At 34.7% G+C, this 22,359-nt stretch carries 20 protein-coding genes; all 20 read right to left on the bottom strand.

The annotated features are described in order from the left end of the window. Window positions 1-31: 31 nt before the first annotated feature. Window positions 32-1,261: a nucleoside permease gene (locus L2586_RS10390; protein WP_235292824.1), complete on the bottom strand. Its 1,230-nt coding sequence runs from the start codon at window positions 1,259-1,261 to the stop codon at window positions 32-34. Then, on the bottom strand, window positions 1,258-2,013 hold the full coding sequence (locus L2586_RS10385; protein WP_235292823.1) for a D-hexose-6-phosphate mutarotase: 756 nt from the start codon (window positions 2,011-2,013) through the stop codon (window positions 1,258-1,260). Before L2586_RS10385 ends, L2586_RS10390 begins: the two co-directional genes overlap by 4 nt. Then, complete coding sequence (locus L2586_RS10380; RefSeq protein ID WP_235292822.1) at window positions 2,010-2,633, bottom strand: class I SAM-dependent methyltransferase; 624 nt, start codon at window positions 2,631-2,633, stop codon at window positions 2,010-2,012. Before L2586_RS10380 ends, L2586_RS10385 begins: the two co-directional genes overlap by 4 nt. A 75-nt stretch (window positions 2,634-2,708) precedes the next feature. Further along, window positions 2,709-3,803, bottom strand: a complete 1,095-nt coding sequence (gene wecB, locus L2586_RS10375; RefSeq protein WP_235292821.1) for a non-hydrolyzing UDP-N-acetylglucosamine 2-epimerase — start codon at window positions 3,801-3,803, stop codon at window positions 2,709-2,711. Window positions 3,804-4,010: 207 nt separating this feature from the next. Continuing rightward, complete coding sequence (fcl, locus tag L2586_RS10370) at window positions 4,011-4,943, bottom strand: GDP-L-fucose synthase (protein WP_235292968.1); 933 nt, start codon at window positions 4,941-4,943, stop codon at window positions 4,011-4,013. Between the two features lie 237 nt (window positions 4,944-5,180). Beyond that, the gene (gene gmd / locus L2586_RS10365) at window positions 5,181-6,293 is read right to left on the bottom strand and encodes a GDP-mannose 4,6-dehydratase (protein WP_235292820.1); all 1,113 of its coding nucleotides are present in this window, start codon (window positions 6,291-6,293) and stop codon (window positions 5,181-5,183) included. A 1-nt stretch (window position 6,294) separates the two neighbouring features. Next, entirely contained in the window at window positions 6,295-6,966 is a 672-nt protein-coding gene (locus L2586_RS10360; protein ID WP_235292819.1) for a sugar transferase, read from the bottom strand. After that, window positions 6,966-8,174: a polysaccharide biosynthesis protein gene (locus L2586_RS10355; protein ID WP_235292818.1), complete on the bottom strand. Its 1,209-nt coding sequence runs from the start codon at window positions 8,172-8,174 to the stop codon at window positions 6,966-6,968. Before L2586_RS10355 ends, L2586_RS10360 begins: the two co-directional genes overlap by 1 nt. Window positions 8,175-8,231: 57 nt before the next feature. Continuing rightward, on the bottom strand, window positions 8,232-9,326 hold the full coding sequence (locus L2586_RS10350; RefSeq protein WP_235292817.1) for a LegC family aminotransferase: 1,095 nt from the start codon (window positions 9,324-9,326) through the stop codon (window positions 8,232-8,234). Further along, window positions 9,323-9,943 carry an acetyltransferase gene (locus L2586_RS10345; protein ID WP_235292816.1) on the bottom strand — a complete coding sequence of 207 codons (621 nt, stop codon included), beginning with the start codon at window positions 9,941-9,943 and terminating at the stop codon, window positions 9,323-9,325. The genes L2586_RS10350 and L2586_RS10345 overlap by 4 nt, the downstream gene beginning before the upstream one ends. After that, on the bottom strand, window positions 9,936-11,177 hold the full coding sequence (locus tag L2586_RS10340; RefSeq protein WP_235292815.1) for a glycosyltransferase family 4 protein: 1,242 nt from the start codon (window positions 11,175-11,177) through the stop codon (window positions 9,936-9,938). Before L2586_RS10340 ends, L2586_RS10345 begins: the two co-directional genes overlap by 8 nt. Then, window positions 11,174-12,991, bottom strand: coding sequence for an alginate lyase family protein (locus tag L2586_RS10335; protein WP_235292814.1), 1,818 nt, complete (start codon window positions 12,989-12,991; stop codon window positions 11,174-11,176). Before L2586_RS10335 ends, L2586_RS10340 begins: the two co-directional genes overlap by 4 nt. Window positions 12,992-13,053: 62 nt before the next feature. Continuing rightward, on the bottom strand, window positions 13,054-15,159 hold the full coding sequence (locus tag L2586_RS10330; protein ID WP_235292813.1) for a bi-domain-containing oxidoreductase: 2,106 nt from the start codon (window positions 15,157-15,159) through the stop codon (window positions 13,054-13,056). 174 nt (window positions 15,160-15,333) lie between these two features. Beyond that, window positions 15,334-16,494 (bottom strand): glycoside hydrolase family 55 protein, encoded by a 1,161-nt coding sequence (locus L2586_RS10325; RefSeq protein ID WP_235292812.1) that lies wholly within the window; start codon window positions 16,492-16,494, stop codon window positions 15,334-15,336. Window positions 16,495-16,515: 21 nt separating this feature from the next. Continuing rightward, a complete protein-coding gene (locus L2586_RS24830; protein ID WP_394804404.1) occupies window positions 16,516-17,028 on the bottom strand; it encodes an acyltransferase in 513 nt (170 codons plus the stop codon). A 13-nt stretch (window positions 17,029-17,041) separates the two neighbouring features. Beyond that, complete coding sequence (locus L2586_RS10315) at window positions 17,042-18,193, bottom strand: glycosyltransferase (protein ID WP_235292811.1); 1,152 nt, start codon at window positions 18,191-18,193, stop codon at window positions 17,042-17,044. After that, the gene (locus tag L2586_RS10310; protein ID WP_235292810.1) at window positions 18,190-18,894 is read right to left on the bottom strand and encodes a glycosyltransferase; all 705 of its coding nucleotides are present in this window, start codon (window positions 18,892-18,894) and stop codon (window positions 18,190-18,192) included. Before L2586_RS10310 ends, L2586_RS10315 begins: the two co-directional genes overlap by 4 nt. Beyond that, the gene (locus L2586_RS10305; RefSeq protein WP_235292809.1) at window positions 18,887-20,107 is read right to left on the bottom strand and encodes a hypothetical protein; all 1,221 of its coding nucleotides are present in this window, start codon (window positions 20,105-20,107) and stop codon (window positions 18,887-18,889) included. The genes L2586_RS10310 and L2586_RS10305 overlap by 8 nt, the downstream gene beginning before the upstream one ends. A gap of 50 nt (window positions 20,108-20,157) precedes the next feature. After that, complete coding sequence (locus L2586_RS10300; protein ID WP_235292808.1) at window positions 20,158-21,624, bottom strand: capsular polysaccharide export protein, LipB/KpsS family; 1,467 nt, start codon at window positions 21,622-21,624, stop codon at window positions 20,158-20,160. 2 nt (window positions 21,625-21,626) lie between these two features. Continuing rightward, the gene (locus L2586_RS10295; RefSeq protein ID WP_235292807.1) at window positions 21,627-22,352 is read right to left on the bottom strand and encodes a sulfotransferase domain-containing protein; all 726 of its coding nucleotides are present in this window, start codon (window positions 22,350-22,352) and stop codon (window positions 21,627-21,629) included. Between the last annotated feature and the right edge of the window lie 7 nt (window positions 22,353-22,359).

The raw sequence follows: 22,359 nt of genomic DNA, 5'->3' as shown, positions 1-22,359 counted from the left end.
ATTGCAATAATAAAGGCGAGCTGTTATGTCACTATTCAACATATTCGATCTTCTCATTTTTGAACAAAAGAGCGAATATGATAAGAACGACTATTGCAAACATCGCTGGAAACAACCAGATACTCTGCCAAATGTGTGTACCATCTACAGTAAGGTAGTGATCTGAAATTTTCCCTGCCACCCAAAATCCTATTAGCATTCCGATCCCATAGGTTGCGAGCGTTATCAAAACTTGTGCAGCACTTTTATATTTTTTTCCTGCTTTAGAATCGGTGTAAATTTGACCCGCAACAAAGAAGAAATCGTAGCATATTCCATGCAGAGCGATTCCGATGATGAGCATAAATGCAAGGTCTCCTGCATCCCCAAAAGCAAATAAAGCATATCTTATCGTCCATGCTAACATCGCAAATAGAATGGTCACTTTGAATCCAAATTTCTTAAAGAATAGAGGCAATAGCAACATAAAAGCTACTTCGGATATTTGGCCGATGGCCATTTTTCCAGTTGGATTAGCGACGCCTATCTCAGCTAAAAATGGATTCGTATTTTGATAGTAAAAAGCCAATGGAATACAGATCAAAATGGAAGAAAGAAAGAAAATCAGAAAGTTCTTATCTTTTAATAGTTTGAGTGCATCGAGGCCTAGTAAGGTAGAAACACTTACTTTCTCTTTTTTGTCAATGTTTGGAGGCGTTTTCGGTAAGGTAAAACTATAGATTCCGAGGACAGCAGAGGCAATTGCAGTCATCAAAAATGTATTTCTTAGCAAACCTTGATTGATATTTTCTGAAGTGTCCCAGTTAAAAACAAAACTAATAGATAGACCAGCGAGAATCCAACCTATCGTTCCCCAGACTCGAATAAATGAAAATTCCTTAGCAGGATCAGTCATCTGATTAAAGGAAACAGAATTGACCAATGCCAATGTAGGCATGTAGGCAATCATATAGCCTAGGACAAGCGGGTAGAATGTTTGAAAGTCAGTACTTTGATACATCTGATACATCAAAACGGCTCCAATTAGGTGCAAAATCCCAAGTATCCTTTCAGCATTAATATATCGATCAGCAATTAGTCCAATAATAAAAGGTGCGATGATAGCACCCCACGATTGGGTAGAAAAAGCCATCCCAGTTTCTGCGCCACTTGCACTGAGATTGTTACCAAGAAATGTCCCTAAAGTAACAAACCATGCTCCCCAAATGAAAAATTCGAGAAACATCATGAAGGATAGACGGACTTGAATAGATTTTTTCAAAATTTGCTTACGGTTATTTCTTGAACAATGGTGTGTGATGCTCCTGGCTGTAATGTGACTGGGTCAAGATGGGTATTTGCTGCTTCAACACAACACATGGTAAGATATCCATCATCTGGCATATCCTTCATTTCTACAGATTTTTCAGGTCCTGGATTCCATATAACCGTTGAGTTAGAGCCTTTTTTGGTGATGAGGATTTCTCTTTGTAAACCTGGATCTATAAGTAGACTAGATGCTGTCGTGGTATATATTCGATCCGTCTCACCATTAAAGATTAATGTCCCTTTTTGGATATCATTATCATCCAGGACTTTATCATAGTAAGCTTGTTTATCATGACCCTTAATGCTTACTTTATTAATATCACTTACCTTAAAATAAGTATGTAGCGCTTGAGTAAATTCAAATTCAGAAGAATCGAGATTGGTGGTAGTAAGCTCCATTTTGAGTTTGTTTCCGTCCTCAGTTACGGTAAATACTAGTGAAGCCTTATTGCCCCATTCATCTTGAATAAGTTGTTCAGGAAGAGAAAAGGAATTTTCTGAAATCGTGTTCCAGGAATTAATTCTAGCAAATCCATGAGCAGGCTTATTCTCAAGAGACCCAAACCAAGGCCAACAGATAGGAACTCCGCCTCTAATAGGCTTTCCAGCTTCCATAAATGCTTGAGTGCTAAGATACATGACCTCATCATGTCCTTCAGGAATCCAAGAAATAAGGTGTGCGGTGTGTTTTGCGAATGATATCATTGTTTCTTTTTAAGAACTAAAATTGCGTTTGAAGTAAGATATGGAGAATTTAGCTTAAGAAGTAACCTAGAAAAGCTTCTTTCTAAAGCTCCTAAAACTTTGATTCTACCCAGATACCCGTGTCCTATATATCCATTATAATCTAGAACCTCGTATCCTAACTTTTCAAACCAAGTTTTCGTTTTTTTTATTGGTCCAGTACATTTTATATAGTATGCTTTAAACTTGCCTGCAGATTCTGGATCTCTTTTTTGCAAATTATATACAATGTAATCGGTTAGATTGCTAGGTAGAATTCTATTAAGAAAACTTGGAAGACCATATTTTGTAGCAAAAAAATGGCAAATTGTTGCTTCATTAGTTGCCATTTCTAATACATTTTTATGAAATTCAAGTGGATGTTCCAAGTGTTCTAAAACCATCTGCGAAAATATTAGATCATATTTTTCATGATACTTTGTAAACGTTAAGTCCAAGCAAATTTTTTTTACTTGCTGACTGATAATTTTATCTAATTCTTTTTGACTGATATCTATAATTGTATAATCAATGTTATGTTTTGATATGAGTTCGTCGTTAAAAAAAGGCTGAGCACCACCACCTATTTCTAAAACCTTCACTACCCCATTTTGCACTACCCGATTGGTAATTTTAACTTTGAAATCATCCCACGAAGAGTGAATTAGGTGTAACATTTAATCTAATCCGGAAATAATTTTAACAATACGATCAGCTGTTTTGCCATCCCAAAGTTCGGGAATACTACCTTTTTTCCATTGACCTAAAAGAAGCTTTTCTAGGAAAGGAAGAATATTATCTGGATTGGTTCCTACAATTTCATTGGTGCCTTGAGTTACGGTTTCTGGTCTTTCTGTACTATTTCTCAATGTCATACATGGAACCCCTAAAACAGTTGTTTCTTCAGTGATACCTCCGGAGTCTGTAATGACGCCCAAAGCATTTTTGATCATATAGATGAATTCAAGATAGGACATAGGTCCGGTTATGAGCAAATTCTCAAAGTTCATCCCCAATTGATCGTACATTTTCTTAGTACGTGGGTGCATTGGGAAAACCACCTTTTTACCATCAACGTTATTATTGATCAGTGATAAAAGATGTTCAAGGCTTTGCATGGCATCTACATTAGAAGGACGATGCAAGGTCATCACTAGGTAATCTTTATTTTTTAATTGATTTTCATCAAATAGAGATGGTTTGATAAGTCTTTCAAGATTGGCGTAAAGAGAATCTATCATTGTATTGCCAGCAAAGAAGACTTTATCATTATGATGACCAAGGTTTTTTAAATTTTCATTAGCGACTGACGAAGTAGTAAAAAAGTAATCAGTGATGCTATCTGTAACCATCCTATTAATTTCTTCGGGCATACTTTCGTCCCCAGAACGAATTCCTCCTTCTACATGTGCTACTTTTACACCTTCTTTTTTGGCGGTAATAGAGCAAGCCATTGTAGAAGTTACATCACCAACCACAATGCATAATTGTGGCTTCCATGCTTTGATTGCTTCCTCATATCGAAGCATAATTTTTCCTGTTTGTTCCGCTTGGGTTCCAGAACCTACACCAAGGTTTAGGTTAGGTTTTGGGATATTCAATTGATCGAAAAAGTCTTCAGACATTTTCTTATCGTAGTGTTGGCCAGTATGGATAAGACGGTACTCTATTTTCTCGTTGGCGCTTTCGTTGTGCTTATGGATGGCGTGGGTTATGGGGCCTATTTTCATAAAGTTAGGTCTTGCACCAGCTATAATGTCTAATTTTTTCATATTAAAATTGTTGATGTATTAGTTGAGGTATCCCGCGATTCTCGGAATATATAATCTCTGCGTCCTTTGCGCCTATACGTGACAGTTTTTCTTTCCTTGCGACCCACTTTTTATTATCTCGCAGAATCGCAAAGAATAAATCAAGAAACAATTGATATTTTTTTCTCGTAAAGGCGCAGAGATCGTAGAGTATAACCGAGAGATCTTTTAAAACCAATCCTTTGTCTCCAGATTTATATAAACACTTTCTATGCCTTCTTTTAAGGATATTTTATGCTTCCAACCTAAATTATGAAGTTTACTAGCGTCCATCAATTTCCTTGGTGTTCCATCAGGTTTTGTGAGATCTTTAGTAATATTTCCTTGGTAACCAACAACTTGCTTAATTGTGGTAGCAAGATCAAAAATAGAAACTTCTTCTCCTGTTCCAATATTTACAAAACCGGAATCGCTATATTCTTCCATGAGAAACACACAAGCATCAGCCAAATCATCAGCATGCATAAATTCTCTTAACGGAGAACCAGTGCCCCACATAATAACTTCTGGATCATTTTGTTTTTTAGCCGTATGGAATTTTCGAATTAATGCTGGAAGAACGTGTGAATTATTTAAATTATAATTGTCGTTGGGCCCATAGAGGTTTGTAGGCATAACAGATATAAAGTCGCTACCATATTGAGACCGATATGCATCACACATTTTGATTCCTGCTATTTTTGCAATCGCGTATGGTTCATTGGTTGGCTCTAATTTTCCAGTGAGAAGAGCATCCTCATTCATAGGTTGAGGAGCCATCTTAGGATAGATGCAAGATGAACCTAAGAACATCAGTTTTTTCACCCCAGTTACATGACTTTGGTGAATCACATTGTTTTGAATCATGAGGTTGTCATAGAGAAATTCTGCTCTATAAGTATTATTAGCTTGAATTCCTCCAACTTTTGCAGCAGCCAAAAACACAAAATCGGGTTTTTCATTAGCAAAAAATTCTTTAACATTAGCTTGATTTCTGAGATCTAGTTCGTTAGAAGTTCTTTCTACGAAGTTCGAAAAGCCTTTTGCTTCGAGGTTTCGCTTGATTGCGGATCCTACCATTCCACGGTGACCAGCTATGTATATTTTATCAGACTTCCGCATACCGTTATCCGTTTTCCGATGTTCAATGATCGTTTTTCCTGATCTTGTTTTTGATTCCATCTAATCGTTTTTAGTGCATGTATTATTTTGTTATCCGTTATCCGCTGTCCGTATTCAGCGATCCGCATTCAGTTTTAAAAATGTTACTTTCTGTTAAAGCGGAAAACGGCAAACGGAAAGCTGCCAGCTGCCCGCGGCTCACGGAATACGGCCCACGGAAAGCGGCCATAGGCCTCCCTACTCAAACTCATTCTTTATCTCAAACCCCGCATCCTTCAAAATCTGATCCTTAGCAAAAAGTTCTAAATCTGCCTGGACCATCTCTGCACATAACGATTCCACATTATAGACAGGTTGCCAGTCTAACAGATTTCTAGCTTTTGAAGCATCTCCTATTAAAAGATCTACTTCAGTTGGTCTGAAATATTTTGGATCTACAGAAACTATTTCTGTTCCTTCTGCAATTTGATATTTAGGGTTTGTACATTGACCTACATGTCCCTTCTCATTTACCCCTTCTCCAGTGAAAATAATTTCAATGCCTACCTCTTTGAACGAGAGCCTAACAAAATCTCTAACGCTTGTTGTTACACCCGTAGCGATGACCCAGTCTTCGGCTTTATCATATTGAAGGATTTTCCACATGAGCTCGACATAATCTTTAGCATGACCCCAATCTCTCTTAGCATTAAGATTACCGAGGTATAACTTATCTTGTAAGCCTAATGCAATTTTAGCAGTAGCTCTAGTAATTTTTCTAGTAACAAAAGTTTCCCCTCTTAGAGGACTTTCATGGTTAAATAAAATACCGTTGCATGCGAATATATCATAGGCTTCTCTATAATTAACCGTTATCCAAAAAGCATACATCTTTGCGACAGCATATGGAGAACGAGGATAAAATGGAGTGGTTTCAGACTGTGGCACCTCTTGTACTTTACCATAAAGTTCAGAAGTGGAAGCTTGATAAACTTTAGTTTTCTTTTCTAACCCTAAAATTCTTATTGCTTCCAAAATTCTTAAAGTTCCTACACCATCTACATCTGCAGAGTATTCTGGCACTTCGAAACTAACAGCTACATGAGACATAGCTCCTAAATTATAGATCTCATCTGGCTGAACTTGTTGAATAATCCTAATAATATTTGTGGAATCACTGAGATCACCATAATGAAGAATAAAATTTCTATTGTCTACATGCGGATCTTGATAGAGGTGATCTATTCTTGCAGTGTTAAAAAGAGATGTTCTTCTTTTTATTCCATGAACTTCATATCCTTTTTTTAAAAGGAGTTCTGAAAGATAGGCTCCATCCTGCCCCGTTATACCTGTGATTAATGCTTTTTTCATATTAAAAATTACGTTTAGGAAGTTTAGGAAACCATCTATATACCAAGTCACTTTTAGGAAACAGTATGACCCAAGCCGTTAGAATGATAATCTTCAAATCAGTAAAGAATGAGATATTATCTTGATACCATTTCTCTAATTGTCCTTTATGTGGATAGATTTGGTTTTTATAAAAATCCCATGTATCTCCACCTTTTTCTTTTACTTCAGTTATTAAGGTTTCTTCATCTCGAAATACTATCGAGCCTATTCCTGTTAGGCCTGGCTTCACATTATAAATAACTTTCTGAACATCATCAGGATAAGCATCGAAGCTCTTCTGCATGACAGGTCTCGGTCCGACAACACTCATATGCCCAAAGAGAATATTTAGTAATTGTGGCAGCTCGTTAATCTTGGTAGTTCTTAAGAAGCCTCCCATCGGCGTAAGTCTAGGATCTCGCTTAGTTGTGATAAGGCCACCCTTCATGTTAGGACTATCTTTTAACATCGTGGCAAATTTAAAAATCTTAAAGATTCGGTTCTTAAAGCCGACACGTTCTTGCAAGTAAAAAACATGGCCTTCTCCCGTCAACTTTAACCCGATAACGATCGGAATTAGAAGTGGAGACAACACAATTAGTGCAAGCAATGAGCTGAATATATCGAAGTATCTTTTTATAAATAAATACATTACATTTTTTGATCTAAAGATTTTCCTGTTTCAATATGTTTAAAATCAGGCAAATAAGTTGAAAGTAAATTTACGACCTTAGCCTTATTCACTTCATCATTATTAAATAATTCTTGGAAAGCTTTTAATGTCAGGTCAATATCAGATTTATTAGGAACGTTACTTCCTTTAATAACTCCTAAGGCTTCAAAGGTAGTCATATCAACATCATCCTTCTCCGTATAAAATTCCTCGAATGATTTTTCTCCAGAGGTGTCCGTTGAAAAGAAATACACAGGATAGGTAGTATCTCCTATTTTCCAATTTGCTGCTTTCAACTTAGCCTCTTCTTCCGAAGAACATTGATCTGCTTCTAAGTTCATCGATTTTAGAAAATCGATAGCGATGGTGGAAAAGGTCAACATTTGATCTTCTTCTAGTTTTGGAAAGAAAATATCACTCGTTTCTCCTAATAGGCAAGCAAGCATACACAATTGACCACTTTCTTCTGGGCTTACAAAGTACCTTTTCACATCGTTAGGAGCTGATAGCGGTTGACGCTTCATTATTCGATCTATGAAACCTGCCAATAGACTTCCATTACTGAATGCAACATTGGCAAAACGAGCTGTCGATATTTTCAATTCATCGGTGTAAGACATCAGCACATTTTCCATTAATTTTTTGCTTGCCCCCATTACATTTACAGGATTTGCAGCTTTGTCGGTGGATACAGAGAAAAAATGGCTGGGTTTAGATTTTAGCGCAAGGTCTATTAATTTTTTAGTATTAAAAACATTGTTGTTAATCATCGCTTCGATAGCCAAATGATCTTTTTCACTTCTTACATGCTTATGCGCTGCAAAACAGGCTATAATATCAAATTTTTTAGCGGAGACCATTTTTTCGAATACCGCACTACCAAAATCAAATGGATAGGTTATGTATTCTTTTGGAATAAAGATGTTTTGAGAACGAAGATCACGGGTCAGTTCTGTTAGGCCATTCTCACTATAATCAACGACTACGAGACTAGCCGGCTCGAAAGGAAGAATAGCTTTGATGAACGAAGACCCAATTGTTCCAGCTCCACCAAGTACAAGTACTTTTTTACCCTTAATTTCAGAGGACAATTTTTCTTTATTGGCTTCAATGTCTGAGCTAAAAAAAGAGGTTGGCCTATTCGTTATGCTTTCCTTTATAAATGAAGGTATGTCAATGTTTAACATTTTAAATAATTTGTAAGTCTTGTCAAAAAGATAGGAACGAGTTGTGCAATGATGAGTTTAGAAACAGTTTTTAATAACCTCAACCACCTTAGTTAATTCACTTTCTCCAAGGTTCACACTACTTGGAATACTTAAGCAATTAGCATGTATCCTTCTCGAGTAGTCTGAATGATGATGGTAAATGTTTTCTTTAAACATAGGAAGTTGATTCATCGGATACCAGAAAGGTCTTGCGATAATTTCATTTTCCTTTAATGCTTTTAGAATTTCAACTTGTTGAGAAGATTGAAAAGTAAATAACCAACAATTAGGATCTACATTGTCTTCAACTTTTTGAAATCGGATATCGCCTACGTCTTTGAGATTTGTGCGATAGAAAGCATCTATCTCTTTTTTCTTCAGGATAAATGATGGAAGTTGTTCCATTTGCGCTACTCCTATTGCTGCTAGAACATTGACCAATCTATAGTTAAAGCCAATTTCGTCATGGAAATAAGTTTCAGGATCCACCTTGCTTTGAGTAGATAAATGTTTCGCTCTTTTAGCATGTGCTTCATCGTTGGTTACAATCACTCCTCCACCACCAGTTGTAATAATTTTATTTCCGTTAAAGGAGAATACATTCATTTCACCAAAGGAACCAGCAGACTTGCCTTTATAGTAGGATCCTAAAGCTTCGGTACTATCTTCTATCACGCGTAGTCCATGTCGGTAAGCAATGTCAAGTAACTTCTCCATATCACACATGTTTCCAAGTACATGAACGGGCATCACTGCTTTTACAGAAGGACTATTATTTTCATCAAGCCATTCCTCTAGTAAGTCCAAGTCCATCTGCCAAGTTTCAGGATCGATATCAATGAAAACAGGCGTTGCATTTGTATAAGCTACGGCATTGGCAGAAGCAATGAAGGTAATGTTAGGAACAAGAACGATGTCACCATGTTCTATTCCTAGCATGTGCATCGCTAGATGTAGACCAGAGGTACCACTACTGGCTGCTATTCCGTACTTACAGCCAGCCCATTTAGCGACCATTTCTTCAAATTTGGTAACATAAGAACCTGCTGAGGAAACCCAACCGGTTTCAATACATTCGGTAACATACTTGAGTTCATTACCTGAAAGATGTGGGATAGAGAGAGGAATCATTTTGTTTGTTTTATTATTTTTCCAGGATTGCCAACAACGGTACATTTGTCGGGAATATCATTAATAATTACAGCACCAGCACCAACAACCACATCATTTCCAATATTGATACCTTGGATAACTGTGGCATTTGCACCGATAAAAGATCGTTTGCCAATACTAACATTTCCAGCAAGTACAGCTCCAGGAGCAATATGAGCAAAATCACCAATGTGGCATTCGTGTTCTATAATTGTTCCAGTGTTAATTATACAGCCTAATCCTATATTTGCTAGAGCGTTTATTGTCGAATTACCTGATACAAAACTGCCTTTTCCTATCATTGCTTTATCGGAAACAATAGAGGTTTTGTGTATTATAGTAAGCAGATTTTGATGGTCGAATTTTGATATTATTTTTTCTCTAATTAGGTTATTTCCAATTCCAACAAACCAATTATATTTTCCAATAATCTCCTTGGATTCTTCCCCGAGATAATTTAATTGATATGGGTTGTGAATTTTTTCTTCAGCATCACAATAACTTGTGAAGATATTCTTTCCATCAGACGAATAAAGTGCGTCAATTATAACATAAGCATGTCCTGAATAACCGATGATGACTGAACTTTTATTCATCTATGGCTCTTTCAATATCTTCAATATATTTGTCAGCAAGTTTTTCACGATCAAAATGTTTCTTAGCATATAGAAAACCATTTAAGCCCAGTTGTATATTATCCAATTTTTGAATTTCTGCTATTTTTATTGCCCAATCTTGTGGGTTTTCAGGTTCAACATACACACCACACTCTGCTGATTCTATTAATTCTTTTGATACACCATCTATGGCTAAAAAAACTGGTTTTTTACAAGACATGTAGTCAAAAGTTTTATTACTATAAATGGTCTTAAATGTATCAACTTTTTTCAAAATGGATGCCCCATAATCAGAAGCTAGTATATATTTAAAAACTTCAGATTTTTGTACGGAGTCTAAAAATAGAATGTTGGAACAGTTCTCTTCTTTAGCTCTACTTATTAATTCTTTTTTTTGCATTCCATCGCCTATTAGCACAAATAGAACATTGGGTTGGGTATCCTTAATTATTTTAGCAGTATCAATAACTTGACTTAAGTGATTCGCAACACCGTGAGCTCCTACATAGGTTATGACAAATTTATCCTGCCAGCCTAGTTCTTTTCTAAAATTCTCCGGATCAAAATCACTTTCACTAATTTTTTCTGCAAGTGAGAAATCAGCTGCGTTTGGAACAAAAATAATCTTTTCAGGAGGCACCTTTTTTTTATCTTTTAAAGTTTCTCTAAATGCTGGAGTTAGAACATTAATCAATCGTGATTTTTTATATATGAACTTTTCAAACCACAGTGAAAACTTGATTAGGAACTTATTTGTTAATACACCGGTATCTATGGCTGATTCAGGCCAAAGGTCTCTAACTTCAAAAATAAATGGCAGTCTTTTAAAAAGTGAAATGATATAAGCAGTTATTCCAACAAAAAGAGGTGGAGAAGTAACCAATATTACATCATATTTACCTTTGGCTTTAAACAAGCCTGCCCAAATACTAGAAAAAACAAAAGAAAAATATCCCCAGAGTCTTCCCACAAAACCTTTATTATAGGATTCAGATACATGACATCTTATTACAGAGACTTTTTCATGTTGCTTATTAAAGAATAATTTTCCTTTATATTCTGGACGTTTTTCACTTCCATTAGCATGCATCATTCCGGCTAATACCGTAACATGGTGCCCATTTTTTGACCATTGTTTTGTCATTTCATTAAAGCGAGAACCACCACCATCGTTTTCTTCTAGAAAGTATTGATGAATTAAAAGAATGTTCATAATTGAATAATAATTGTAGTTTGAATCTTTCTAGTCTTTGTTTCGAAAAACCATAATGGAACTTCTTCTTTCGTCCCATAGTAAGAAGACCATTGTCCTTTATCTTGAATTAATTTTAGTGAAATGCCATATTCATCAACTGCAGTGATTTTAATTTCATCTAATAATTCTGGATTAGGATGCCAGTACTGTTTAATACTATGATCCCCCATAAGATTTAAAACATCATCAGTCACCTCCCATTTAAATGCTGACTTTTGCTTTCTGACTTTTCTTGTATGTGTAATTCCTTTTGATATTTCTTGAAACATTACTGCTTTAGAATTGATCATTACAGAATTATCTAATTCTGTAATTTCGGCTTCAGCGTTTTTCGTCCAGTTGTACCAGATAAAACGGTCTCCTTTTTGCATCTGGCTTAATCCATCAACCGTAATGGTATTATGACCTATACTTCCTGTAAAATAATCAATCCACTTACTTTCTGTATTGTACTTGTAAGTACCACTGTCTCGAAAGTAGTTTTTACCTTTTACCCAGATATCGAGATGCATATTATCTGCATGAGCAGGCCGATCCCTATATTTAGCGCATTTAAAAAAAGTAAAACTTAGCTCATCTTTTATAGTGTAAATACCACCTTGATTAAATGAATTTGTTTCTTTAGAAGAACTTTTATTTTCTAATGGAAGGCTTGCACACCCGAACCAAGATGCATCTTCTTGTAATTCACTTTCCCGATAAATATGTTTTTTATTTAAGACAGCGTTCAAAGCATTAATTTGAGGTCTGAAATCAGTATAAGCTCGATCATTCAAATTAAAGAACAGAGCACCATCATTTGAGCCATAATTTGGAAGTTCACCTTCTGCACCAATACAACAAGTATGAAGATAATCCAATGTTTTTTGGGCACGCTTAACTGTGGTATCTGACAATGTGACATTATGCAATTTAGACAGCGTTATGATCCAAGTGAGTAATTGAATCAATACCCGATGATAATTGTGAGAAAATTGCAGGAAGGTTCCATCCTCATAGATCTGGTATGCAACTTCTTGTTCAAGCCATTTCAGACCATGGTTTCTCCATTTTCTTTCTGGATCTAGAAATGGAAAAAGAAGACTGATCATGTATAAAGTAGAAGTTTCGCTTATAGCATGATTGTTACGAACGCAGATCCTGGAGAAATTTATATTTTCATAGACATGCCGCATTTGATAGTCAATCGAATGCATAATTTCTTGCCACAACTCTTCAGTAAGTACTGCACTGTTTTTGTAAAAATGCAGTACAAACGCCCAATTGAGGCATCTCAGAGAAATTTCTTGACTACACTTGTAGTTTGGTCCTTGGTTAATAGGATTGTTTTGTATCCAATCTTTAATTTTTGAAAAAACAAAATCTGATGAATCGTGATCAAAATGATAGTCATAACGGATAATGGTATTTAGGAATGAAAACCTAGATTTTTCCCAGACGTATTTAATATCTCCAGCTTCTGATGAAATATCTTCTACTTCTGTCCAATGTTTTGTGGTGTCATAAACGAAGCCAGTATCAGGGTTTGTGTTCCATGCCTTTACTTCATTCCAGGCATTATTAAAAAATGCTATCTTTCCTGAAAGGAGATTATTATATGCACGTTCTAATTTTCCATTCAGATTTTTTGGGAAAGTCAGTGTATCTCTAGATTGAAAGAAGAAAGGAATATTTAGTCTCTTCCATTCATTTAAGGAGAGGTAAGATTCGACCTTAGGAATAACTGGAAACTTTGTTTTAAGTAGACCAGATTTTCTCTTTAGCTCATACATTGACCTATAAATAAAGTATTTAGGTCCTTGATTTTTAAAAACTTGAATAAGATTCTTTACGTTCAAACGGAAACCCAGGCGTTATTTTTCAGGCTTTCGATTGCTGCAAAGCTAGCCTTGGTTGTGTTAACAATATCTTCAAATGGAATAAGCAGCTCACCTTCCAAGTTTGGATTTTTACTTAGTAATTCAAATTGTTTCTTGTGCCCTTTATCCAGTTTACTTTTGAACTTAGAAAAACCTTTAATGCCATAAGCTCTAGTAACTCTATAGTTATCCATTATGATTGTTTTCTCGTCAAAATATACTTCTAGACGCTCTTTTGAATAGGCCTTGCTTCCATTCGAAAAGTAATTTATTACACCAGTGTCTCCATTTTTAAATTTCAGTAGAATACTTGCATTATCGGTTGTTGTTTCTGGATTTGTTCCTAGAGCATTCATACAAATAGAGGATACTTCTGAACCAGAAATAAAAGCCAATAAATCAATGAAATGACATGCTTCTCCTATAATCCTTCCGCCTCCAACCTTTAGGTCATGAATCCATACATTTTCTGGAATAAAACCAGCATTCATGGTCGCAATCATGTTTTTACGAGCAGAGGTTGGCGTAAATTGCTTAATTTTTTCAACGTGAGGAGAAAATCTTCGGTTAAACCCAACAGTTACATTCACTCCAAATTTTTCTTTGGCCTCGATAATCTGATTTAATTCATTTTGATTTAATGCAAGGGGTTTTTCAACAAAAACGTTTTTACCTGATTCTATAGCTTTAATAGCCATGTCTGCATGCAGGTTATGTCTTGTGGTTATAATGATAGTAGACACTTCTTTATCTAATAGAAGATCATTGTAATCAGAAGAGCTAAATTCTATTTTATACTTATCTGCAAGTGATTTAGCTGAAAGCCCTCCTTTACTAACAATATATTTTATATCCGCATTTTTAAGCACAGGCAGCATAGTCATCTTTGTGAAATTGCCAGCACCGACGATAGCTAGAGCCTTTTCTTTTCTTTCCTTTTCTTTTTTTGTAACCTGCACTTTAGAAGTAGGAGTACTAGATTCGCTAAAGATTAAAAGGCTAGCAACACTATTAGATTTGCCTATTTGACCATATATTTCTAAGTAATTATCAAGCGGAATTTTTTCTGTTATTAAGGCGTCTACAATAATATTTTTTGAAGCAATTGCATTCAGTAGCGCTTCAAAATTTCTTTTTTCTGTCCACCTTACGAATGGAAGGGGATAGTCTTTGCCCTTTTGTTCGTAGTCGTCATCATATCGTCCTGGACCATATGAACACGAAACTTGAAAGGTTAACTCTTTTTCATAGAACTCTGCACGACTTAAGTTAAGACCGATTACACCGACAAGGATAATTCGACCTCTTTTTCTAGACATTTGAGCAGCTTGTGAAATAATGTCATCGGATTTTGAAGAAGCGGATATAATAACACCATCTGCTCCGATGCCATTTGTAAGCGACATGACTGCTTTAATGGGGTCTGCTTTAAGTGGATTAAAAGTTTTGATACCGAATGACTCTGCAAGTTTTAGTTTTGAGTCATCCACATCAAGTCCTATAACATTGCAACCATTTGCTTTTAGTAGTTGAGCAGTTATTAAACCAATAAGTCCAAGACCAGTAACGACAATAGTTTCACCGAAGGTAGGTTTAAGAAGTCGGATGCCTTGTAGGCCAATTGAACCAATTACAGTAAATGCAGCTTCGTCATCAGTCACTTGGTCGGGAATTATAGCACATAAATTTTGCGGGATAGATACAAATTCTGCATGTGGTCCATTACTCGCAACTCGATCTCCAATAGAAAATCCAGTCACTTCCTCTCCGATTCCGATGACTGTACCAACATTACAATATCCAAGAGGTAGAGGTTGTCCTAATTTATTAAATACAGTTTCAAGGGTTGGCATTAAGCCATCCGCCTTGATTTTATCCAGCACCATTTTTACCTTATCAGGTTGCTTTCTCGCTTTTTGAATAAGGTTAGCTTTACCAAATTCCACCAGCATTCTTTCGGTTCCAAGCGAAACAAGGGAACGTGTTGTTTTTATGAGAAGCTGTCCAGGAGATACTTGTGGTGCAGGAACTTCCTCGAGGATGGTATCTCCGGATTTAAAGGATTGGATTATTTGTTTCATTAATTAATTCTTTTTGCTAAGAATAGACCAATACCAGTCCACATCTTGTATAAGATTAGAAATTAAAAGTCAGATATATATTTCAAAATATAACCGCTCTTTGTTAGATAAAGTTGATATGTAGGCACTATTTTGTACTTTCCCTATTAGAGTAGGAGTTTTTTTAATCTATTTTTAATTAAACTTATTTATCACAGATTGGATTTCAATATTACTGTTGCCTCGATGACTTAGATTTACGGTTCCATCCATCGAATTAAGAACATTATTTAGCACAACTTTAGCATTTCCATTAACTTCAAAACGATCCTTCGTGTTTAAGCCATGCAGTCTTATACCATCAATATTTAAGCTAAGAGCATCTGCATTAATTTGAAATTTTCTAGCTTGGATATCTTTTATTTCTATGAAGGAAACACCTTCATTTATTTCAAAAGAAAAGGCTGGTTTATTTTTGGATGAAAATTCTTCCCAGTAGCCTAGAATGATAACATTACCCAATCCTATGTAGTTAGACCCTTTGGAAGTATAACCTCCGCCCAATCTAACACTCGCCTTAATATTTGCACCGGGTTTTATAGATCCTTCGATTAGAAGATTTGTGATATTGACCATACGCCAACCTCGCATATCAAAAATGTATTGTTGAGGAGACTGTAAGTTAATACTATGACCACTGTAAGCATCTAGATGGATGTTTTCGAATATGACAAGATTAGTCCACCAGTTATTTATTCCTCGGTCATTGTTTTGTCCGATCATTCCACCCATTCTATAAAAGCTTAAATCTCGGAACGCTAAATTTTGTCCATAGGTGTCTTTTCCCGTTAGATACAAACCGTACCCAGTAAAACCAAAAAATTCGAGATTTGAAAATGTCCAACGAGCAATTCGTGAGTTTTTAACAATGAAACAGTGAATATCATTTTTCCCTACTCCAAACCCTCTTAAACCAAATTTTATATTAGATATATTTAGGCCTTCGCTTTCTCTATTAGCATCTATAATCCACAACGACTCTTTACCCGCTGGATCATACCAAATATAAGATCCATCCCTAGACTCTCCCTCCAGAACAAGTTTTCCAGAAATTATCAATGATTTGGTTGTTCGATACGTGCCTGTGGGGATGTAGAGTTTCTTTTTATTAACAATACAAAAATCAACTGCTTTTTGTAAAGCTCCTCCATCATCATTCTTACCATCCCCTATTGCCCCAAACTGCTGAGGAGTTACTAGATAACTTTTAAAAGTATCTGAAGAGACTTGATACACCTTTGGATGACAAGCAGAAACAAGAAATATATAACTCAAGTACATTACCAGATTCCTCATATGGCTTTTTTGATAGAAATTCTAAATTCGTTCTTTTATAAGTTTAGCAGGATTTCCACCTACAATTGTAAAGGGAGCAACATTTTTTGTTACAACGCTTCCCCCAGCAATAACAGCTCCTTCTCCGATAGTAACACCTGGTAGAATTATTGAACCTGCTCCGATCCAGACATCCTGGCCAATATCTACAGGTTTTAATATATGTCCTGAGCCAAATATTCTTCCTCTTTTTGAAGGGATGATATGATTTGCAGAGAATATTTGAGTGTTATAACCCACTAATGTTCTATTTCCAATTTTAACCTTTCCTCCTGTCGTGATCAATACACCCCACGCTAAATCTACATGATCACCTATTTCTATGTTGAAAGCAGGATTAATCTTTATTCCAGGATAAAACACTACAGCCTTACCAACAGTTGCTCCTTGTAGTCGTAAATAATTCGACTTTATAAAGCCAAAGAGTCGATGTCTTGGTAAAGCAAAAATAAACCCCGAGATAAATTCATAGGTGGAAACTAAAGAGTATTTAATATACGCCTTCAACTTATTTTTTATTTTTTAAAACCTTTTTTAGGTAATCGAGTTGAAGCCATACTTTATCTTCAGGGGATGGATACTTCTGTAATTCAACACAACCAGCTTCAATTAATTTCTTTTGTTGAAATTTAGATTTAGATAAATTTAAAATTTTTAAAGCAATATCATTTTCATTTTCGCGATCCACATACAAGGCAGCATCGTTACAAATACTTCTAGACCAATCAGCATCTGTAATTAGTAGAGGTCGTTCGTAACTCCAAGCCTCTATTATATTATTGCTAAAACTTTCTAAAAGACTTATAAGAAGATAGGCATCAATATTCTTTGACAATGTACTTACATCTTCTGGGTTTACAGCACCCAGAAATTTAATGTTATTTTCAAGGTTATAATTCTTTGCTTGTTCCATTAATTTAATTGCAAACGAATGACTAGGTGAAATACTTATTGCAAAATCAATCCCTTGCTCATTCAAGTCTTTCAAATGTTTCAAAATTGGAATGACGGCCTCTATTTTTTTATTTGGGTGAACTCCTGTAAGCATTATGACTGTATATTTTTTTTTGTCTAAGTGCTTTATCTGATCAATAACCACGGCGGAAGGCGTTTTTTTTTGAATTGATATAGAAGGATGAATGAAGATGGATTCACTCATCCCGTGAAGCTCTTTCCCTCTAATCCTCATATCATTATTCTCAAAAATTAAAGCATTTGCTTTTTTGAATGTTGCCAATCTATATTTATCGATGATTAACTTTCTTAACAAGTAGAAAATATTTCCATGCCAAAATTTTATTTCTGGATAAAAAATATTGGAAACTGCAACGCCTGAAACAGAAATTGTGTCTTGGGCAAAAATAGGAGGGCCGAAAAGGGAATAGATTAAATCGATCTTATATGTTTTAACTATTTTTCTGATTAAATAAAGATCGAATATTGCTCGTTTGAAAACATGGTTCTCAATAAGAATATACTTATAAGTATTTTGTGTGATAAGTTTTTTTGCGAGTATTGTACCTTTGGTTGCAATAATGAAAAAACTTAAATCTATTATTTTATTTTCTAGAATTACATTAAGAAAACTTACAGCAACTTGTTGACCACCACCTTTTTTTATAGCAACTAAATTTAGCAATATTATTGTCTTTTTATTCATCTTGTTAATTTGAAAAGAGCTTTCACCCAAAGTTTATCTCCTTTATAATACTTTAGAAACTGTAGTTCTTTTTTTCCGGCATCTCTGAATTTATGTGCTAATGAATCTTCTCTCATCATGAAGACAGCAGATTTTTGCGGTACATATGAAACTTTTTTAGAATGCTGAGTTATTCGCTGAAACAAATCTAAGTCACCAAAAAGTTTGAATTTGTCAAATCTTAATCCTCCTACCTTATTGTATATATTTTTACTATAAATAGATGAAGGTTGGACAAAAGGCATAATTCCTTTTCGTAAGAAGAAAATGGCAAACCGATGTCCTTTTATGTATTTGTATTTGTTTGTTTCGATGAAATGAAATTCCGCATCCGAGTAAACTAGATCATTGCCTAAGGATGTAATTTCCTTGTACATGGCTTGAAAACCATTTTTTTCAATTGTGTCATCTGCATTAACATAGCTTAAGAAATCACCTTTTGTTTCTAAGATACCTTCGTGAATTGCACCGTACATACCACTTTTTTCTTTTTGCTTTAAAAGAATTAGATGTGGAAATTTATCTACTATGTCCAGAGTACCGTCATCCGATCCACCATCAACAATAATATGCTCGTGTGGAATATCAAGAGATTGTATGCTCGATATATTTTTTTCAATAAATTTTGCACCGTTTAAAACAGGTGTAATAATGCTAAGCATGTGATGTCTTAAATTTAAATGATTTGTGAATGTCGTAGAAAAATAATGAAATAGGTAGGTAAATTATATTAGGGAACCATCCCCACAATGCGAGATAAGTACAAAGAGATAGAAGACAGAAAGACTGAATCCATAAGCCTATTTTAATACCTTTTAAGAAGAACATTCTAATTGAATAGAGAATATTTAATACTAGTAGCCCGAGAACTGATAAAACCATGGGGACACCACCCTTTAATAATAAATTTCCAACACCAAGATGTAAATTGTTACCCCCTTCAGCACCAGGTACGAAAGAGGTAAGTCCTCTGCCAATGAGGTAATAGTAACTTTGATACTGATCTAAATAGAATTGTGTTTCTGCAAACCTCTCATAACTGCTATAATTTCCTTGTCTTTGGTAATTGCCGCTATTTGAAAATCGATCTAGCACTAAATTTACCCCACTTCTAAAAATATCTTGATTCAAGTAGAGGGCAACCAAAGAAGCAAAGACAAGAATGCCAATAATTTTAAAATTTCGTCCGGATTTAGTAAATTTCAAACTTGGTAATATGATCAAGAAAAAACTAAATATAGCTACCTCAATGAAGACATTTCTTTTCTGGTAAAACAACCCTAGAAAAACCAATGCAACTACGCTTAAAGATGAAAAGATGATCCATTTTTTCTCCTTAATATATTCTAAAGTCAAAGCAAACATAAGCAATGCTAAAGAACTAAGTATCACGTGCAATTGATAAGCCTTATGAGCATGACCTAGAGCGCCAGATATTTGTCGAAATGCATCTCTTCGATCAGTTGCGGTGAAAGCTATAGTCGGGTCTAAATATCTACCAGTAATTATAAGATCAATGATAAAAAAAACAACATAAAAGCCAACGAGAAACTTTAAATCTTTTTTTTGTAATCCAATAAAAGAAAGACAACCTATACCGAGGAAGAAAAAGCCAGAATCCCATAATAAATTGGGAAAATACTTCTCATGTATGCCATCTGCAAATAAATTAATAAATAAGCAATAGAAGTAAAAGGTAATATAAAATAGTACTGCAGCCTTGCCTAAGAAGGTTATTTGTTTTACTTTCTGTTCGTAAAAGATAGCCCATAATCCAGCAAATAAGTAAAGAAAAAGCCCTATTGTGATTAAACCTAATCTGATAGTATTTAGGTTCCAAACCCATAAAAGCATTCCAAAGAATGTACAAAACATACCTAGTATAAAGATCTTTAAAGAGAAGTTATCTGACCTTCTTATGCCCACTAACTAATGTATTTTTTCATTTCCTCCATAAAACCATCTTTTAACAATTGAATATTTTTTGGATCTCTATGTAATTCTGGATTAAAGCCATTATACATTTGTCCTGGATACGTTGCGTCGTGAAAGGACTGCAACACCCTTTTACCAAATAATTCTTGAGTTTCTTTATTTGAAAATCCATCAAACCCGTTTTCTAGGATGTTTTTTATATTAATTAGTATATCATCAATCTTAGAAGCGAAGATAATTCGATCAAAAAATCTATAAAATATATTTCCTACAACAATGACGGGCTTACCTAATAGCAACGCTTCTAAACCCACGGTACCTGTTAATGTTAATACCAGAGCTGATTTTTCTATTAATTCGTGTGCATCTATAGAGTGGTGCAGAAAAACAATATTGGGGTGTCTTAATAATTCAGTATAATATTCAGGATTTCGATTTTTTGCACCTATCATTCTTGGGTTTTCTTTCACAACTATCGAAACATCAGCAGGTAACTTTTTGGCAATACTTGCAATAAACTCCACTTGATTATAGAAATCATAAGCTATACCATCGACTGTATATTCTGGCTGCATATGGAATAAAAAGAGAATAAATTTGCCTTCAGGAATTGTTGATGAAGTGACTTGATTATAATATTTTATATTTCTTTTTTTTGTAATTCTATTTACAACCTTGCTTTTAATTCCCGTCTTAAAATCTCCAAATAGATATTCTGAATATATATTATCAAAAATTCTTTTTTTACTTCGAGCAATTAATTTAGAAAAATAGGTAGTTTTTCTGATCTTTGAAGCTCTATTGTCAGAGAATATTTTCTTGTACTTTTCCTTCACAATTTTGTTATAAACTGATGTTACCTCATCGTTAAAGGACTTTTGTTCAGAACTAAAGATAATCTCATATTTCTCTCTTATTTTAATCCAATGCCAATCGTTAAGACCATCTTCAAAATAGAATCTCTTAAAAAAACGATCACCAATAGGAAGGATATGTTTCTTTCCTTTTTTTGCTAGTATATAATGAGTAACTCTTTGTGGGAGAAATAATTTTTCACTCATTGCACCAACAACATTATCTTTTTGTATAATTTCTCGGATACTATCTATGACCTGATGCGTAAACACTATAGATTCTGATAATCCTCTATGAATATTTTGAAAAGCCCGGTCTATTGACCAATCGATTGCGATCAGACATTCAGTATGTTCTTGTTCAAATTTTTTGACTTGTTTTGTAGATTCCGGAAGACTCGTATATAACAACTTGCTTATATGACCTTGTAAACTAATTACTTTTTTAAAGGAGTGATTTATAGGCATTCTGTCGTATAAATCATCTGTTATTAGGAGCACACATGTTAGAAGGTTAGTTTTTTCATTGAGCATTTCTGCCCAGTGATTAAAAACTTCGAATTGCAGTGGGCTATGTGGTATAAATAAGTAAGAGGATGTCAAGGTTATTCGTATTTAAAGAAATTCATCCATTCTGAATAGGTATTCTTTACAATTTCAGACTGTTCTTTCGTAAATATATTTTTCCATTCTTCAATACTTCCAGATTGAATATGATTGAAGTGTAGTAAAGAGTTTTCGTCTTTGGGTAAAGGAGCTAACCTTAATTTGTGAAGTAAAATCCGAAGTATAAACTTCGGTGATCGTTTATAAGATTTGATGCGTTTTTTCTGCCTTTCTATAGAGAATTTCTCTGTGATAAGCTTTGTGTTTATGTTTTTTATTTGCAAAAAGGATGCAATCTGTTTTACCGCTTTTTCACTTTCTCCTTTTATATCTTTGTAATCAATATAGGTAATATGATCATATGACTGCCAGTTGCTTAAGGACAACACAGCTTCTTCAAAGAATGACATTTTATAAACTTTATCAAAAGGCTTGCCCGTTTTCTTTGTCAAGGACAAAATACAGGCTCGTAAATCACGATGTGAGTAAACCAATTTTACTTGATGTCCTGATAATAATGATTTCAAACCATTAGGGTGATTGTGCATTTTTGCAAGAATTATTTCACCATTTTCCTTTATGGCTTCTTTTAGCAATACAAAATCACTATCAACAAAACCTAAATCTATTATTTTTTCGTCAAGATAGAGTTCTTGCATCACTTGATAAACCCAAGTGGAACCAGACCGATTGATGCCACAGCAAATTATAATTTCTTTGGACATTAAATTT

The organism is Portibacter lacus (genome assembly GCF_021533215.1).
Taxonomy (GTDB): Bacteria; Bacteroidota; Bacteroidia; order Chitinophagales; family Saprospiraceae; genus Portibacter; species Portibacter lacus.
Note: the sequence above shows the minus strand (reverse complement) of the source record. Positions and strands in the feature narration are given on the sequence as shown.

Bases quoted from the DNA above. Each gene is read 5' to 3' on its own strand.
- L2586_RS10315 (WP_235292811.1), bottom strand. From the start codon at position 18,193: ATGAATAAAAAGACAATAATATTGCTAAATTTAGTTGCTATAAAAAAA.
- L2586_RS10310 (WP_235292810.1), bottom strand. From the start codon at position 18,894: ATGCTTAGCATTATTACACCTGTTTTAAACGGTGCAAAATTTATTGAA.
- L2586_RS10345 (WP_235292816.1), bottom strand. From the start codon at position 9,943: ATGAATAAAAGTTCAGTCATCATCGGTTATTCAGGACATGCTTATGTT.
- gmd (WP_235292820.1), bottom strand. From the start codon at position 6,293: ATGAAAAAAGCATTAATCACAGGTATAACGGGGCAGGATGGAGCCTAT.
- L2586_RS10385 (WP_235292823.1), bottom strand. From the start codon at position 2,013: ATGATATCATTCGCAAAACACACCGCACACCTTATTTCTTGGATTCCT.
- fcl (WP_235292968.1), bottom strand. From the start codon at position 4,943: ATGCGGAAGTCTGATAAAATATACATAGCTGGTCACCGTGGAATGGTA.
- L2586_RS10325 (WP_235292812.1), bottom strand. From the start codon at position 16,494: ATGAGGAATCTGGTAATGTACTTGAGTTATATATTTCTTGTTTCTGCT.
- L2586_RS10295 (WP_235292807.1), bottom strand. From the start codon at position 22,352: ATGTCCAAAGAAATTATAATTTGCTGTGGCATCAATCGGTCTGGTTCC.
- L2586_RS10330 (WP_235292813.1), bottom strand. From the start codon at position 15,159: ATGAAACAAATAATCCAATCCTTTAAATCCGGAGATACCATCCTCGAG.
- wecB (WP_235292821.1), bottom strand. From the start codon at position 3,803: ATGAAAAAATTAGACATTATAGCTGGTGCAAGACCTAACTTTATGAAA.
- L2586_RS10350 (WP_235292817.1), bottom strand. From the start codon at position 9,326: ATGATTCCTCTCTCTATCCCACATCTTTCAGGTAATGAACTCAAGTAT.
- L2586_RS10305 (WP_235292809.1), bottom strand. From the start codon at position 20,107: ATGTTTTGTACATTCTTTGGAATGCTTTTATGGGTTTGGAACCTAAAT.
- L2586_RS10335 (WP_235292814.1), bottom strand. From the start codon at position 12,991: ATGTATGAGCTAAAGAGAAAATCTGGTCTACTTAAAACAAAGTTTCCA.
- L2586_RS10355 (WP_235292818.1), bottom strand. From the start codon at position 8,174: ATGTTAAACATTGACATACCTTCATTTATAAAGGAAAGCATAACGAAT.
- L2586_RS10360 (WP_235292819.1), bottom strand. From the start codon at position 6,966: ATGTATTTATTTATAAAAAGATACTTCGATATATTCAGCTCATTGCTT.
- L2586_RS10340 (WP_235292815.1), bottom strand. From the start codon at position 11,177: ATGAACATTCTTTTAATTCATCAATACTTTCTAGAAGAAAACGATGGT.